Origin of the sequence: uncultured Sphingomonas sp. (assembly GCF_964237155.1) — a bacterium.
Lineage (GTDB): Bacteria > Pseudomonadota > Alphaproteobacteria > Sphingomonadales > Sphingomonadaceae > Sphingomonas.
This window is the reverse complement of record NZ_CAXSHH010000063.1, coordinates 1-14,536: the sequence shown is the minus strand read 5'-3', so window position 1 is coordinate 14,536 and position 14,536 is coordinate 1. Positions and strand designations below refer to the sequence as shown.

Annotated in this window: 13 protein-coding genes, 1 tRNA gene and 1 CRISPR repeat array; of the genes, 6 read left to right on the top strand and 8 right to left on the bottom strand. The window is 70.1% G+C overall.

From position 1 onward, the window contains the following. Positions 1 to 194 precede the first annotated feature (194 nt). Positions 195 to 1,749: direct repeats of the CRISPR family, unit length 29 nt; unit sequence GGGCCTATCCCCGCGCATGCGGGGGAGCC. A gap of 58 nt (positions 1,750 to 1,807) precedes the next feature. The 8 genes from cas2e to ACFE71_RS12255 form a co-directional block, all read right to left on the bottom strand. Next, positions 1,808 to 2,125, bottom strand: coding sequence for a type I-E CRISPR-associated endoribonuclease Cas2e (gene cas2e / locus ACFE71_RS12290; RefSeq protein WP_375429079.1), 318 nt, complete (start codon positions 2,123 to 2,125; stop codon positions 1,808 to 1,810). Beyond that, positions 2,125 to 3,099 (bottom strand): type I-E CRISPR-associated endonuclease Cas1e, encoded by a 975-nt coding sequence (cas1e, locus tag ACFE71_RS12285; protein WP_375429078.1) that lies wholly within the window; start codon positions 3,097 to 3,099, stop codon positions 2,125 to 2,127. The genes cas2e and cas1e overlap by 1 nt, the downstream gene beginning before the upstream one ends. Then, positions 3,100 to 3,921, bottom strand: coding sequence for a type I-E CRISPR-associated protein Cas6/Cse3/CasE (locus ACFE71_RS12280; protein ID WP_375429077.1), 822 nt, complete (start codon positions 3,919 to 3,921; stop codon positions 3,100 to 3,102). Continuing rightward, entirely contained in the window at positions 3,918 to 4,655 is a 738-nt protein-coding gene (cas5e, locus tag ACFE71_RS12275) for a type I-E CRISPR-associated protein Cas5/CasD (RefSeq protein ID WP_375429076.1), read from the bottom strand. The genes ACFE71_RS12280 and cas5e overlap by 4 nt, the downstream gene beginning before the upstream one ends. Beyond that, a complete protein-coding gene (gene cas7e / locus ACFE71_RS12270; protein ID WP_375429075.1) occupies positions 4,652 to 5,881 on the bottom strand; it encodes a type I-E CRISPR-associated protein Cas7/Cse4/CasC in 1,230 nt (409 codons plus the stop codon). The genes cas5e and cas7e overlap by 4 nt, the downstream gene beginning before the upstream one ends. Continuing rightward, on the bottom strand, positions 5,878 to 6,426 hold the full coding sequence (gene casB / locus ACFE71_RS12265; protein ID WP_375429074.1) for a type I-E CRISPR-associated protein Cse2/CasB: 549 nt from the start codon (positions 6,424 to 6,426) through the stop codon (positions 5,878 to 5,880). The genes cas7e and casB overlap by 4 nt, the downstream gene beginning before the upstream one ends. Continuing rightward, entirely contained in the window at positions 6,416 to 7,873 is a 1,458-nt protein-coding gene (locus tag ACFE71_RS12260) for a hypothetical protein (RefSeq protein ID WP_375429073.1), read from the bottom strand. Before ACFE71_RS12260 ends, casB begins: the two co-directional genes overlap by 11 nt. Positions 7,874 to 8,119: 246 nt before the next feature. Further along, a tRNA-Leu gene (locus ACFE71_RS12255) sits at positions 8,120 to 8,206 on the bottom strand. 106 nt (positions 8,207 to 8,312) lie between these two features. Between ACFE71_RS12255 and ACFE71_RS12250 the strand changes: the two genes are divergently transcribed. The 6 genes from ACFE71_RS12250 to ACFE71_RS12225 form a co-directional block, all read left to right on the top strand. Next, positions 8,313 to 9,266, top strand: coding sequence for a complex I NDUFA9 subunit family protein (locus ACFE71_RS12250; protein WP_375429080.1), 954 nt, complete (start codon positions 8,313 to 8,315; stop codon positions 9,264 to 9,266). Positions 9,267 to 9,302: 36 nt separating this feature from the next. Further along, positions 9,303 to 10,103 carry an undecaprenyl-diphosphate phosphatase gene (locus ACFE71_RS12245; RefSeq protein ID WP_375429072.1) on the top strand — a complete coding sequence of 267 codons (801 nt, stop codon included), beginning with the start codon at positions 9,303 to 9,305 and terminating at the stop codon, positions 10,101 to 10,103. 151 nt (positions 10,104 to 10,254) lie between these two features. Next, positions 10,255 to 11,700 (top strand): NAD(P)-dependent oxidoreductase, encoded by a 1,446-nt coding sequence (locus ACFE71_RS12240; protein WP_375429071.1) that lies wholly within the window; start codon positions 10,255 to 10,257, stop codon positions 11,698 to 11,700. Then, positions 11,697 to 11,993 (top strand): hypothetical protein, encoded by a 297-nt coding sequence (locus ACFE71_RS12235; protein ID WP_375429070.1) that lies wholly within the window; start codon positions 11,697 to 11,699, stop codon positions 11,991 to 11,993. The genes ACFE71_RS12240 and ACFE71_RS12235 overlap by 4 nt, the downstream gene beginning before the upstream one ends. After that, positions 11,990 to 12,472, top strand: a complete 483-nt coding sequence (locus ACFE71_RS12230; RefSeq protein ID WP_375429069.1) for a nucleotidyltransferase substrate binding protein — start codon at positions 11,990 to 11,992, stop codon at positions 12,470 to 12,472. Before ACFE71_RS12235 ends, ACFE71_RS12230 begins: the two co-directional genes overlap by 4 nt. Further along, positions 12,469 to 14,536, top strand: a 2,068-nt coding sequence (locus ACFE71_RS12225; RefSeq protein ID WP_375429068.1) for a glutamate synthase central domain-containing protein, incomplete at its 3' end; no start/stop codon positions are given. The genes ACFE71_RS12230 and ACFE71_RS12225, both read left to right, overlap by 4 nt.

Sequence of the window (14,536 nt, the reverse complement as noted above, 5' to 3'; positions counted from 1 at the left end):
TCGCGATTCTCATCTTGATTGTCGCTGCGCTCGCATCCTGATTGTCGCGCTGCAAACTCGTCCGTGAACTCCCGTCTCGTCGTTGATCCCATGTTCCACCTCCAGGGCTCCTGCGGAGCCTATCAGAGGTGTCCGCCACACCGAGGGAAGATCAGGGGAGCCTTCCTCCGCCGTGGTCTGGTTCAGGATGCCAGGGGCCTATCCCCGCGCATGCGGGGGAGCCGACCGCCAAACGCCTCATCAAACCTATGTAGAGGGCCTATCCCCGCGCATGCGGGGGAGCCCCGATCGCACCGACGCCAAGCGTCGCGACCAGGGGCCTATCCCCGCGCATGCGGGGGAGCCTAAGGTGGGCAGGAGAGGCAAGGGGGATGCAGGGGCCTATCCCCGCGCATGCGGGGGAGCCTCAGATGCCGCTTACGCTCGCCGACTATATCAGGGCCTATCCCCGCGCATGCGGGGGAGCCCCGCCCGCTTTCCCGGTTACTGAGGTGCGCGGGGGCCTATCCCCGCGCATGCGGGGGAGCCGTGGTGCGGGCACAATTTCGGCAGCATCGATACGGCCTATCCCCGCGCATGCGGGGGAGCCCTCGGGCGATTGCGCCCCCGTCTGCATCCGCAAGGCCTATCCCCGCGCATGCGGGGGAGCCACCAGCATCACGGACGAGGACATTGACCGCGCAAGGCCTATCCCCGCGCATGCGGGGGAGCCGCGGTGATTTTCGACGAATTCGAGCCCAACGGGGGCCTATCCCCGCGCATGCGGGGGAGCCCTCAACGCGCCGGACTACCCGGCAGCGTATGAGGGCCTATCCCCGCGCATGCGGGGGAGCCCGCGCCTCGACATGTCCGTGACGAATGTACCAGGGCCTATCCCCGCGCATGCGGGGGAGCCTGTAGGAATCGGCCGGCGACCGTCGGCCCCATGGGCCTATCCCCGCGCATGCGGGGGAGCCGGCCCAATTCAGCGAGGCCCGGATGATGGCGAGGGCCTATCCCCGCGCATGCGGGGGAGCCAGACCATCAAATCGACGCGGGTCCGGTAAATCGGGCCTATCCCCGCGCATGCGGGGGAGCCCCCGTAATCGTGAACATCGGCCGCCTCTACGTGGGCCTATCCCCGCGCATGCGGGGGAGCCGGCATGACGGAGGTCAAAGGGCGGCTCAACGAGGGCCTATCCCCGCGCATGCGGGGGAGCCACTTCCTTGTCGACGAACAGCTTGTAGGTCCAGGGCCTATCCCCGCGCATGCGGGGGAGCCTGGCGACCGTACGTTGCTATCCCATTCTCGAAGGGCCTATCCCCGCGCATGCGGGGGAGCCAGGTAGCAGGCGAATCGTTCTATCACGACACGAGGCCTATCCCCGCGCATGCGGGGGAGCCGGTGAAGGGCGGTTCTGGCGTCCATGACAAGGGGGCCTATCCCCGCGCATGCGGGGGAGCCGTGACAGCGGCGAAACCGATCGCTGTACTCGTGGGCCTATCCCCGCGCATGCGGGGGAGCCGATCGGTCAAAGACCGACGCGCTCACCACAATGGGCCTATCCCCGCGCATGCGGGGGAGCCCGGTACTTACTCGTCTGGACCCGATCAACCGCGGGCCTATCCCCGCGCATGCGGGGGAGCCTCAGCCAAGCCAGGCGCGCGATCTCCTCAAGCGGGCCTATCCCCGCGCATGCGGGGGAGCCGAGGAGACGAAGGCCGGGAGCGAGCTCGTCCGAAGCCTATCCCCGCGCATGCGGGGGAGCCTCTGCCATGCAACGGGTTGTTTCCGTTCACGATATCAAAGACCGGCCCGCGACGGGTCTTAGCGCGGTCCGGACCGGTTGGGCAAGGCGCGGCGGACCAGGAGCACGGCGTCGTGGGCGACGACGTTCTTGGGCGGTTCGCCCAGCGTCGCCAGGCCCAGCCCGCCCGCCGACGCCGTCTCGGCCCAGCACATGACGATGCTGCCGCCGCGCAGGCGTCCGTGCCATTCCTCGAGCACCGTCCAGATCCGCCCGCGCACTCCGGCGCTCATGCGCGGTTGGGCGTAGACGCCGGGCGCGAGCTCCAGCATCGCCGAGCCCAGAAAGCCGCGATAACGGGCCTCCACGTCGCGGGTGATCACCACGGTCAGCGGCATCAGCGGCGCTCCGGCCCAGCCGGACGCGGGCCGTCGCCGCTCGCCGGTACACCGCCGGGCGATCCCCCGCCGGTCGCCGCCTCGCCCGGCGAGCCGCCCGCGCCTGCGCCGGCCGCGGGCAGCAGCAATGTCTTAATCCGGTCGATCATGCCCGGGATCACCTCGCGCTGCCGGAAAAGGAGCGCGGCGCGCTTGCGTACCAGCCGTTCGATCGGCGCGGCACCCCGGCCCCGCGCCTCCTTGACGGCGCCGAACGCGATGTCGAGCAGCACGTCGTGGCGGTACAGGTCGCCAATGTCGAGCACGAAGCTCTGGCCCGATTCCTCGTGGACGAAGCCGAGCTGGGGGATGGCCCCGGTCGCCGCCACCGCCACGCTCGCCGCCGCGGTGATCGCGGAGCCCGCATGGTTGATCGCCTGGTTGGCGAGGTCGCTCCCTTCGGGGTTCTCGCGGTCGTAACGGCGGCCCGACCAGGTGATCCCATGACGCTCGGCGGCGAGATGGTAGGCACGCTTGATCCTGGCGCCCTCCTGCCCGCGCAGCACCGCGATGTCGCGGGTGCGCACGATCTCGCCGAAGCGCATGGCGTACATCGCGCGCGCCGTCTCCATGCGCAGTTTGGGATCGGCCCAGCGGGTCACCTGCGCGCGCGCCAATGCCGAACTGTCGGGCATGAGCGGCGGCGCCGTGTAGAAGCGGACCGCGCCTTCCCCGATCGCCGCCAGGGCGCAACCGTGCCGCGCCAGGAGCCGGAGCGCGTCATGGGTGACGCTGGAGCCGGGGCCGAGCAGCACGATCGAGATCGCCTGATAGGGGATCTGGTAATCGCCCGCTTCCAACTGCCCGCCGCCCGCCGTCACGAACCGCAGGCAGCCGTCCTCCACCTCCAGCCTTCCCCGGTCGAGCCACACCAGCCCCTGCCTGTCCGCATGGGGGATCCGCGCGCGCTCCAGCCCGAGACGGCCCGACAGCATCTAGCTGGCCCGCCCCGGCGGCGAGAGGAGCAGCATGCCGAACCCGAAAGCGGCGTGCCGCCCGACCCCGCGTGCGAGCAGCCGGGCGAAGGCATCGGGGTCGGCGACCGCGAGCGTTCCGGCCATGAGTGCCTCCGGGCCTTCCGCGCCGCGAACGCCGAGCCTGCGCCCGCGGACATGGTGCCCCCCTCCGGCGCGTTCGCGATCCGCGGGGCTCGGCTTGGCGTGAAGCGAGCGCTTGGTGTTGACGCGCCGGAGCTGCCGCAGCTCGGCCGCCTCAATGCCGGCCGCGCCGGCCAGGCGCTTCTCCAGCCACCCCTTGTACACCGCCTCACGGTCGACGGGCGCGCCTCCTTCCTCCAGGTGTCCCGCCTTTTCACAGGCGGCGACGAAGGCGTCCACCTCGCCGGCGCGGTTCTGCCACGCACCCGGCCTAATGCGGCGCTCGGCCCGGACGCGCCCGCCGTAGCGGACGACCGGACGGACACGCACCTTGAAGCCGTATCGTGAGCCTTCCCGCCAAGCGTCGGGCATGGGCTGGATCTCGGCCGCTCCGGGGAACACTCCTCGCAGCAGGTCGTCAATCACCGGTAGCCCCGCCGCGTCCTTCAGCGCGTCGCCCTCCATCGCATAACCGAGCAGGTGCGGGCCGCGACGGTGCTCGGGGAAGAATCGGAAGGGTTGCGGTCCCGCCGCGCCGAACCGGTCGCGCAGCGCGAGATGAAGGGCGTAGCCCCCGTCGTCGTCGCCAATCCCCTTCGCCACAGCGAAGGAGGCAAGGCCGCGCAGGTCCACGGCGAGGCGGACGAGGTGGAGCGTCACGCGGAGACCCTAGGCGAGTCTGGCGCCGGCACCACGAAACCCTCGGCGACCCGGCGCAAGCCCGCATGGACGCCGGCCGGCCAGTTTCGCTCGTCGGTCAGCTCCTCCTCGCGGTCGTTCGGGCCCAGACCTTCGAAGGCGGGCCACTGTCCCCGGACGCTCGTATGAGGCGGAGGAACGGCGGCGAGCAGGCTCACGCCCAGCGCCAGCGCCTCCCGGATCGAGCCCGCATCCACCGACCCCGCATGGACCGGCCGCGACGGGAGGAACGGCTTGCGCCCGATGAACAACGGCCGCTCCGGCCGGTCGAGCCCGGCCGCGAGCGCGTCGAGGCCGGGCTCCTCGTCCGCCGGATCGAGGCGGAGCGCGACCAGCACCCGCGCGTCCGCGTCGGCGTCGCGGTATCGAATGTGCGGCGACAGGTAGGTAGCCGCGCCGCCCGCACGCCCCTCCACCCGGCCGCGCGTCGTCCATCCCCGGTCGCCGCCGCCCAGCTGCGCGGTCTGGAAGTCGCGCACGCGCCGACCCTCGATCACGCGCGCGGACCCCATCGCCAGCCGATCCTGCAACCGGGCGTGCGCGTCCGCCTCGTACCGCTCCCACCCGAGCGCGTTGGCGAGGAGGCCCGCGACCATCGACTTGGCCGGGAAATCGCGCACCACCCCGTACGCGTCGACCATGTCGCCGCCGAAACTCATCAGCGGCGCGTCCAGGTCGAGAAGGAGATGCCTCACGCGGCCCCGCCCCCGACCGGAGCGGCTCCGACCGACGCCGTCCGGACGATCCCGCCCGCCCAGTCCGCCAGCTCGCGCAAGGTGCCGTCCTCGATCCCCGCCAGCCGAAGGTCGGGCAGCGCCATGTGGCGGCGCGCCTCGCCGGTCTCGTACGCCTTGTCCATCGCCCCGAGGTGATCGACCAACGCCTTCGCCGTCCGGAAGCCCAGGCCGCGGTTCGAGTCCCGATCGGTCAGTGGGACGGCGTCGCGGAACGCGTTGGCCAGCGTGCGCGGCTGGCGGTCGCCGGCTTCCACCAGCACCAGCTCGGCGCGGCTATAGGGCGCGGTCGAGCCCTTCTTGGCCCCCGGCGACACCTCGGCGACGAGGTGGACGAGGTTCTCGACGACGCGCGCCGCGAGGTCGCGATCGTGATCGCCTACCCAGTCGGCGCGCTTGCAGCCCGTCAGGTTGGACACGAGCAGCGGCACGTCCACCACGACGTATCCATAATAAAGGCCCGACGTCAGCTCGGTATCGAAGATGCCCGCCGCGCCCGCGTCGTCGCCCTCTTCGCGCGAGCTGAGGTCGTCGACCACCGTGAAATAGTCGAGCTCGGGCTGCTCCTCATGGACGGTGAAGGCGTGGGCGACGTGGATCGCGGCGTCGGTGTTCGCGCGGGTGTCGCTCGTCACCATGCGGCCGAACAGCGCCGCTTCCAGCGACGCGGCGACCGCCGTCTGCTCGCGCAGCTGGTTCAGGTTGGCGCGGCCTTCCTTGATCCAGGCGACGGCCGCGGCCTCCGCGGCTTTCGGGTCGGCGTTCTCGGCCAGGATGCGTTCGGCGTTCGCGCGCATCCAGGCGATCTCGGGTCGCCCGAACAGCAACGCCTGCCGGCTGTCGGACGATTTCGCGTTCTTGCCGTAGAAGTGGGTGAGGAACACGCCCTGCACGGCGTCCACGGCCGCCCCGTCGAAGCGCGGACGCAGCGGGTCGGTAACCATGCGCTCGATCGTCTTCTTGGACCGGGTGCCCTCCACGCCCTGCTCGCGCGCCAGCACGCGCAAGGCCTTGTCGTTATATTGCTCGTCGGCGCAGCGCCAATGACGCTTCTGGCATTGCGACGAAATGCGCGTACGCGTAGCGGAGCCGAAGGGCAGCCGCTTGGCGAGCCCCGCATCGTCGCGGTTGAGCAGCGCCCCGGGCCAGGCGGCGAGGAAATGGATCTGGATGAAATTGGGCGTCATTTAATGGTCCCCTCCGACCGCGCTTGGGCGGCGTAGTAATCCTGGGCGATGCGGATGCGCGCCTCGTCGGCGTCCCGGCCTGCGAGGAGGAGGACCGACCAAAGATCGACCGGCGTCTCCCCCGACTGCGCGAGCATCCGCGCGGCGAGCCTGATCTGGTGCCGGAGCGGAGCCCCGCGCGCGGCGGTCAGGCGCATGAAGCGGTTCTCCGAACAGCCCGCCGCTTGAAGCGCCGCCCCGAACCGCTTGCCGGGCGCGTGCGGATGCTTGCCGCCCGTGCCCGACAGCACCGCCGCGACATGCGCGAGCAGCTTCCAGGCCTCGTAAGCCTCGGAGTAACCCGGCACGGTCACGCCGGCACGGTGAAGGAGGCCGATCACCACGCCGTCGGCCGCACGCGAACGCGATCCCGAAGCCTGGGTCAGGTAAAGCCGACGCAGCGACGTCCGGTCGCCCATCGACAGGTTCGCGACCTGCCCGGCGATCGAGGCAACCGGGTCCTTGCGCGCCTCCTCGCCTTGAGCCGCCACCGCCTCACCCGCCATCCGGAACCTCCTTGATCCACTTGTTCATCTGCGCGTCCAGCATGGTCCGGGCGCGCGCGATCGCCCGGATGCGGCGCATCTCGGTCCGTGGCGCGCTCTCGGACGCCTGGTCGAGCATCGCGCGCGCCATGTCGCGCAGCCTATCCCGCCAGCGCGTGCGGTGTGGCAGGCCATGACCCGCCGCCTCGACCCACAGGCCGTCGTCGAAGAAGACGCCGTCCACCAGCGCGTCGAAGCGCCGCATCCAGGGGTCGACCTTGCGCCCGGCCGCGTCGTCGTCCAGCCGCGCCTGTTCGGGGCCTCCCTGTACGAGCATGATCAGCGCCCGCCGGAGGCGCTTTCCCGCCTCGCCCGCTTCGCCCGCGCGTCCGGCGGCGACCTCGCCGACCCGATCGAGCGCCTCGGCGGGACCGCCTTCCCAAAGCTCCTCCATCCGGCTGGTGCGCACGGTGCGGCGGTGCAGCCCCTCCGTCTTGCCCTGACCGCGCACGAGCGCGGCGGCGGTGATCGACAGACCCGCGCGCTCATCTTCGTCGTGCGGCCGGGCGAGCAGGGGCAGGGTGGTCTCGCCGCTCCGCAGCAGCCGCGTCATCGCGCGGTAGCCGAAGCCGCCCCCGTTCGGCGTCACGCTGGTCGAGCCGTCCGCCTTCAGCGGTGCCCAGGGATCGCCCGTCCGCCCCTTCAGCTCGCTCGCCGCGACGCGCGCTGCCTTGGAACCTGCGGCGAGCGCCTCGATCCCGTTCGCGCCGTGCTTCAGGCGGACGCGGCGGCATATCTCGACATACAGCTCGTCCAACTTAGTGAAGTCGAGCGACCTGACGCCGTCCCACGGCTCGGTCCACAGCAGCGGGAGTCCGCGGCGATAGTCGGACCGGCCGCGCGCGTCGGCGACCAGGCGGCGCACGTCGCGCCGGAACGCTCCCGCCGCGCCGCGCCCCGACGGACGGACGCCCAGGCTCATCCGGGTCGCGAACCCGCCGTTCATCCGGCTGATGCCGTAATTGCCTGCGCCTAGAAATCCCTCGGTAGTCTGGAGCGTCACCAGCGCGAACAGCCAGTCCTGCTCGTCGGCCTCGGCGATGCGTTCCTGCTTCACGTCGTGGTTCTTGGCGGTGACCAGCATATCGAGCGCGTCGGGGGTGGGCAGCCGGTTCTTGTAGTCCGCCCGATCGCCGGCGACGACGATCGGCGGCTGAAGCAGCGCGGGCTTGGACCAGTCGTCCATGACCAGCTCCCACGCCTCGCCGCCGGGCTGGTCGGGGGTGAGCGCAAGCAGCAGGTCGCGCCACGCCGCCTCCTCGACCGGCGGCTCCTCCAGCCCCGCCCGGATCAGCGCCAGCGCCGCGACCTGGACGGTGAAGGCGTGCCAAGGTTCGCGCTGGTGCGGCCGAAGCGCCGGAAAGCTCCACGCCTCCCCGCGCGACAGGGCCGCGAACGTGGCGAACAACGATCCTCGGTGGAGACCCCCGTCCCCGTTACGCCAACTTAACATCACACCCCCACGACGCGCATACAAAGCTGCCGAAGTCGTGCCGTCAAGCGCAAGGTGAGCTTTGTCCGTTTCGGATGCGCTTGGGAATAGTGGTGCGGGTAGCGCCGCGGCGAAGCCGCGTCGTCGGTCCTCGCTATGGCGAGGCCGGCCGGACCGCTCGCTTATGCCTGTCGTAGCTTCGCTACGCCTTCGCGCGATCGGTGGTGCCCGGAAGAGGACTCGAACCTCCACGACCTTGCGATCGCCAGCACCTGAAGCTGGTGCGTCTACCAATTCCGCCATCCGGGCACGGGGTAGGCGGCGGGCCTTAGGGGGGGCGGCTCGGCCTTGTCAACCGACCCTGCGCTGGGGCAAGGCGCGCTCCTTGGACGCCGCACAAGGAACGCACGCCGTGATCAGGGGCAAGTTGGTGACGCTGATCGGCGGCGGGGGGTTCCTCGGTCGCTATGTCGCGGGCGCGTTCCTGCGCGAGGGCGCTCGGCTGCGCATTGTCCAGCGCGATCCGCGCCACGCCTATGGGCTGAAATCGCTGGGGCAGCTGGGCGGGGTCCATGTGGTCGCGGCCGACATCGGCCAGCCGGAGACGGTGGCGCGCGCGGTCGCGGGCAGCGACGCGGTGGTGAACCTGGTCGGGCTGCTCGCGGGCGACTTCCAGCGCGCGCATGTCGACGGCGCGCGCAACGTCGCCGAAGCCGCCGCGCGCGAAGGCGTCGCCGCGCTGGTCCACACCTCGGCGATCGGCGCCGACCCCGCCTCGCCCTCGAATTACGGCCGCACCAAGGGCGAGGGCGAGGCGGCCGTGCTCGCCGCGTTTCCCCAAGCGTCGATCCTGCGCCCCTCCGTCGTGTTCGGCCGCGAGGACCAGTTCCTCAACCGCTTCGCCGGGCTGATCGCCGCGCTTCCCATCGTGCCGATCGTCAGCCCCGCCACCCGCTTCCAACCCGTCTTCGCGGGCGACGTGGCCGACGCGGTCGCGGTCGCCGTCCGCGATCCGGGGACGCACGGCGGCCGCACCTATGAATTAGGCGGGCCCGACATCCTGTCGATGGCCGACCTGAACCGCTTCATCGCGCGCGAGACGGGGCGCACCCCGCATTTCGTCGAGCTGCCGGACGGCGTCGGTTCGATGATCGCCAGGGCCGGGTTCCTGCCCGGCGCGCCGATCACCTGGGACCAGTGGCTGATGCTCCGGCGCGATAACGTGGTCGGCGCGGGCATGCCCGGCCTCGAGGCGTTCGGGGTCACGCCCACGCCAATGGCGACGATCGCGCCCTCCTATCTCGTCCAGTATCGCCGCGCGGGCCGTTTCGGCCGCCGCGCCGCATTGCGGGTCCGGCCCGAGGCCTGACCGCCCGACCCTCTCGCGCTCCGGGGAGCCGCTTACGTGTCCGATCTGATCGTCGCCATCCTGCTCGGCATCGTCGAGGGGATCACCGAATTCCTGCCTGTCTCCTCGACGGGCCACCTCGTGCTCGCGACCGAGCTGATGGGGTACGACGCCGCGCGCTGGGCGGTGTTCAATATCGCCATCCAACCCGGCGCGATCCTGGCGATCGTCGTGCTGTACCGGCGGACCTTCCTGGCGGTGGGAAAGGGGCTGCTCCGCCACGAGGCGGGGGCGATCGCGTTCGTGCGCAATCTGCTCCTCGCCTTCATTCCCGCGGTCGTGCTCGGCCTCCTCTTCAACGACCAGATCGAGGCGTTGCTGGAGAACGCCGTCGTGATCGCCTGGGCGCTCATCGTCGGCGGGGTCGCGATCCTGGTGGTCGAGCGGTTGGCGAAGACCGACAACGTGCTCGGCATCGCGGGCGTCTCGACCGCGCAGTCGATCAAGATCGGCCTCGTCCAGTGCCTGGCGATGGTCCCGGGGGTCAGCCGATCGGGCGCGACGATCATGGGCGCGATGGCGCTGGGCGTCGACCGGCGGACGGCGGCGGACTTCTCCTTCTTCCTCGCGCTCCCGACGCTCTCGGGCGCGACCGCGCTTCAGCTGTTCAAGCACCGGGACGAGATCACCGGCGGCGACCTCCAGCTGATCGGGGTCGGGTTCGTCGTGTCGTTCATCGTCGCGATGGTCGTGGTGAAGGCGTTCATGGCGGTGGTCACCCGCCACGGCTTCGCGCCCTTCGCCTGGTATCGGATCGTCGCGGGCACCGTCGCGCTGTTCGTGCTTGGCACGAGATGAAGCCGGATCGGCTGTAAGTAGATGGCGCGATCAGGCTTAGGGTATTAACAATCAGCTAGTTCGGCGTAAATAGGACAGTTAAGGTGTCCTACCGGCTGTTTTGATCGTGACAGCGGTCAACATACGCAATATGCATGTGTGGACAGGAGGTATGATCGTGCCGGAAACCATGCTGCAATTCGTCGCGCGCGATCAGGCCTATCCGGACAAGCGCGCCGCAGGCGACCGCGCGGACGACTTTCGCGAGATCGCCGACCGCTATGCGACGGGGAACGCCGAGGATCAGGCCGGCCGCTGCTCGCAATGCGGGGTGCCTTATTGCACGGTCCATTGCCCGCTCCACAACCACATCCCCGACTGGCTGCGCCTCACCGCCGAGGGGCGGTTGCGCGAGGCGTACGAGCTCAGCAACGCGACCTCGACGATGCCCGAGATCTGCGGCCGCATCTGTCCTCAGGACCGTCTGTGCGAGGGCAACTGCGTGATCGAGTTCACCGGCCACGGCGCGGTGACGATCGGTTCGGTCGAACGCTTCATCACCGACAAGGCATGGGACGAGGGCTGGGTCGAGCCCGTCGCGGTCGGCCGTGCGCGCGGACGGTCGGTCGCGGTCGTCGGTGCGGGTCCGGCGGGCTTGAGCGCCGCCGAGTATCTTCGCATGAACGGTTACGAGGTCCATATCTACGACCGCCACGACCGCGCGGGCGGGCTGCTGACCTACGGCATCCCCGGCTTCAAGCTCGAGAAGCCCGTCGTGATGCGCCGCGTCGACCGGCTGAAGGCGGCGGGGATCGTGTTCCATCACGGCTTTTCGGTCGGGGTCGACGCCACCCTCGACGAGCTCAGGGCCCGGCACGACGCCGTCCTGATCGCGACGGGCGTTTACAAGCCCCGCGCCGTCGACCTGCCCGGCGCGGAACTGGACGGCGTGGTCGAGTCGCTCGACTTCCTGACCGCCTCCAACCGCAAGGGCTTCGGGGACGCGGTCCCCGCCTTTGACGGCGGCGCGCTGAACGCGTGCGGAAAGCACGTCGTCGTGATCGGCGGCGGCGACACCGCGATGGACTGCGTCCGCACCGCCCTCCGCCAGGGCGCGGCGTCGGTGCGTTGCCTCTATCGCCGCGACCGCGCCAACATGCCCGGCTCCGCGCGCGAGGTCGCTAATGCGGAGGAGGAGGGCGTCGAGTTCGTCTGGCTCGCCGCCCCGGCGGCCTTCACCGGCGAGGGGCATGTCGCGGGCGTGGCGGTCGCGCGCATGCGGCTAGGCCAGCCCGACGCCACCGGCCGCCGCGCGCCGGAGCCCGATCCGCAAGCGGCCGAGACGATCCGCGCCGACCTGGTGATCAAGGCGCTCGGCTTCGATGCGGAGGACCTGCCGCGGCTTTGGGCGGCGCCCGAGCTCGGCGTCACCCGCTGGGGCACCGTCCTGGTCGACGCCAAGACGATGATGACCGGCCTGGACGGCGTCTTCGCGGCGGGCGACATCGTCCGCGGCGCGAGCCTGGTCGTCTGGGCGATCCGCGACGGGCACGACGTCGCGGCGGCGATGCACGGGTGGCTGAAAGCGCGGGCGGCGAGCGAGCGGGTGGCGGCGTGAGGCTTGAAGCGGGCGAGGTGAAGGCGATCAAGGCGGCGGCGCGGCTGACGTTCGGCCCGGATGCGGTAGTTCGCCTATTTGGGAGCCGCGCCGATCCCGATCGTCGGGGCGGCGACATCGACCTGCATATCGAGACGCCCGGACCGGTCGACATCCTTGAATTCAAATGGGATTTCCTCGACCGATTGTTCGCCCGGATCGACGAGCAGCGCGTCGACGTGATCGCGACCGCGCGCGGCGAGTTGCCGACGCCCATCGCCCGGATCGCCTACCGCGACGGTGTGATCCTATGAGCGGCGAAGAGGAACAGGAGCTGCTCGGCGAATATCTGGCGACCTGCGCCCGGCTTGAGACGGGCTTTAGCGAGACTTGCACGTACGTAGCGCGAATCCTTCCTATCAGCGCCGATCTGATCGACACCTTGCCGGTATCGGAAGAGACGTTCATTCTCTCCTTCATCAAGCGTTTCGAGCAATTCGAGGACGCCCTGCACCGGACGCTCAAGGTGATTTCGAAAATCATGGAGCACGGCAAGATCGAGAGATTGACGTCGGTGGACGTGACCCGGCGGGCGCGGGCGTTGGGGATCATCGCCGATGAGCGCGTATGGGCGGACGCCGTCCGCGCCCGCAACGCGCTCGCTCACGAGTATCCGCTTAATCCGCAGAAGCGCGCCGATCAGGTGAATGACGCGTGGGAGAAGCGCGATACGCTGACCTCCACCTGGTCCGCGATCAGGCGGTTCGTCGACGAGGAGGGATTGCTGGCATGAACGCTTCCGAACGTCTCCGCATCGCCCGCGACGGCATGTACCGTCCCGACCTCGAGTCCGACGCGTGCGGCGTGGGCCTGATCGCCTCCACCGACGGCCGGCCGTCGCGCCGCGTCGTCCAGTCGGCGATCGATGCGCTCAAAGCCGTATGGCACCGCGGCGCGGTCGACGCGGACGGCAAGACCGGCGACGGGGCGGGCGTCCATCTCGACCTGCCGGTCGCCTTCTTCGACGACGCGGTCGCGGCGTCGGGGCACAAGCTGCTTCCCAACCGGCTCGCGGTCGGCCAGGTGTTCCTGCCGCGCACCGACCTCGGCGCGCAGGAGACCTGCCGCACCCTCGTCGAGAGCGCGATCATCGACGCGGGCTATACCATCTACGGATGGCGGCAGGTGCCCGTCGACGTGTCGGTGATCGGCTTGAAGGCGCAGGCGACCCGGCCCCAGATCGAGCAGATCATGATCGCCGGGCCCCCCATGCCGGATGGCACAAACGAACAAGCGCCGGAGGCCCAGGACGCGGCCGAGTTCGAGAAGACGCTCTATCTCGTCCGCCGTCGCATAGAAAAGGCGGTGATCGCCGCGCAGATCCAGGGCTTCTACATCTGTTCGCTGTCCTGCCGCTCGATCGTCTATAAGGGCCTGTTCCTCGCCGAAAGCCTGTCGGACTTCTACCCCGACCTGAAGGACCGGCGGTTCGAGAGCCGCGTCGCGATCTTCCACCAGCGTTATTCCACCAACACCTTCCCGCAATGGTGGCTGGCCCAGCCCTTCCGTTGCCTGGCGCATAACGGCGAGATCAACACGATCCGCGGCAACAAGAATTGGATGCTCTCCCACGAGATCCGCATGGCGAGCATCGCGTTCGGCGAACATTCGGAGGACATCAAGCCCGTCATCCCAGCCGGGGCCAGCGACACCGCCGCGCTCGACGCGGTGTTCGAGGCGATCTGCCGCTCGGGTCGCGACGCGCCCACCGCCAAGCTCATGCTCGTGCCCGAGGCGCTGGACGAGGACGGCGGCACGCCCCCGGCGCACGCGTCGATGTACCGCTATCTCGCCTCCGTCATGGAGCCGTGGGACGGCCCCGCCGCGCTCGCCATGACCGACGGTCGCTGGGCGGTCGCGGGGATGGACCGCAATGCGCTCCGCCCGCTCCGCTACACCCGCACCAACGACGGCCTGCTGATCGTCGGGTCGGAAAGCGGCATGGTCCCCGTCCCCGAATCCACCGTCGTCGCCAAGGGACGGCTCGGCCCCGGCCAGATGATCGCGGTCGATCTCGACACGGGCCAGGTGTTCGAGGACCGCGCGATCAAGGACCGCATCGCCGCCGAGGCCGATTACGCCGGCTGGATCGACGAGTTTCTGACGCTCCCCGATCTCCCCGCCGACGACACGATCGTCCGCTACCCCCGCGCCGAGCTCGCCCGCCGCCAGGTCGCCGCCGGCCAGACGCTCGAGGATCTGGAGCTCATCCTCGCCCCCATGGTCGAGGGGGCAAAGGAGGCGATCGGGTCGATGGGCGACGACACCCCGCTCGCGGTAATTTCCGACAAGCCCCGCCTGATCAGCCAGTTCTTCCGCCAGAATTTCAGCCAGGTCACGAACCCGCCGCTCGACCCGTTGCGCGAGCGGTACGTCATGACGCTCAAGACGCGGTTCGGGAACCTCGCCAACATCCTCGACACCGCCGACCGTCGGGGCAGGGTGCTCGTGCTCGACAGCCCCGTGCTGACCGGGGCCGACTGGAACCGCCTCCAAAAGCATTTCGGCCGCACCGCCGCCGTCATCGATTGCACGTTCGAGGCCGGCGGCGGACCGGAGAAGCTGCGCGCCGCCATCGCCCGCATCCGCGCGGAGGCTGAACAGGCCGTGCGCGAAGGCCGTTCCGAACTGTTCCTCACCGACGAGAACGTCTCGGAAACCCAAGTCGCGATCGCCGGCGTCCTCGCCGCCGCCGCCGTCCACACGCACCTCGTCCGCCGGGGCCTGCGCTCCTACGCGTCGGTCAACATCCGCACCGCCGAATGCCTCGACACGCATTATTACGCCGTCCTGATCG

Excerpts from the sequence above, each read along its gene's own strand:
- casB (WP_375429074.1), bottom strand. The coding sequence starts at position 6,426 with ATGGCGGGTGAGGCGGTGGCGGCTCAAGGCGAGGAGGCGCGCAAGGAC.
- cas2e (WP_375429079.1), bottom strand. The coding sequence starts at position 2,125 with ATGCCGCTGACCGTGGTGATCACCCGCGACGTGGAGGCCCGTTATCGC.
- ACFE71_RS12230 (WP_375429069.1), top strand. The coding sequence starts at position 11,990 with ATGAGCGGCGAAGAGGAACAGGAGCTGCTCGGCGAATATCTGGCGACC.
- ACFE71_RS12240 (WP_375429071.1), top strand. The coding sequence starts at position 10,255 with ATGATCGTGCCGGAAACCATGCTGCAATTCGTCGCGCGCGATCAGGCC.
- cas1e (WP_375429078.1), bottom strand. The coding sequence starts at position 3,099 with ATGCTGTCGGGCCGTCTCGGGCTGGAGCGCGCGCGGATCCCCCATGCG.
- cas7e (WP_375429075.1), bottom strand. The coding sequence starts at position 5,881 with ATGACGCCCAATTTCATCCAGATCCATTTCCTCGCCGCCTGGCCCGGG.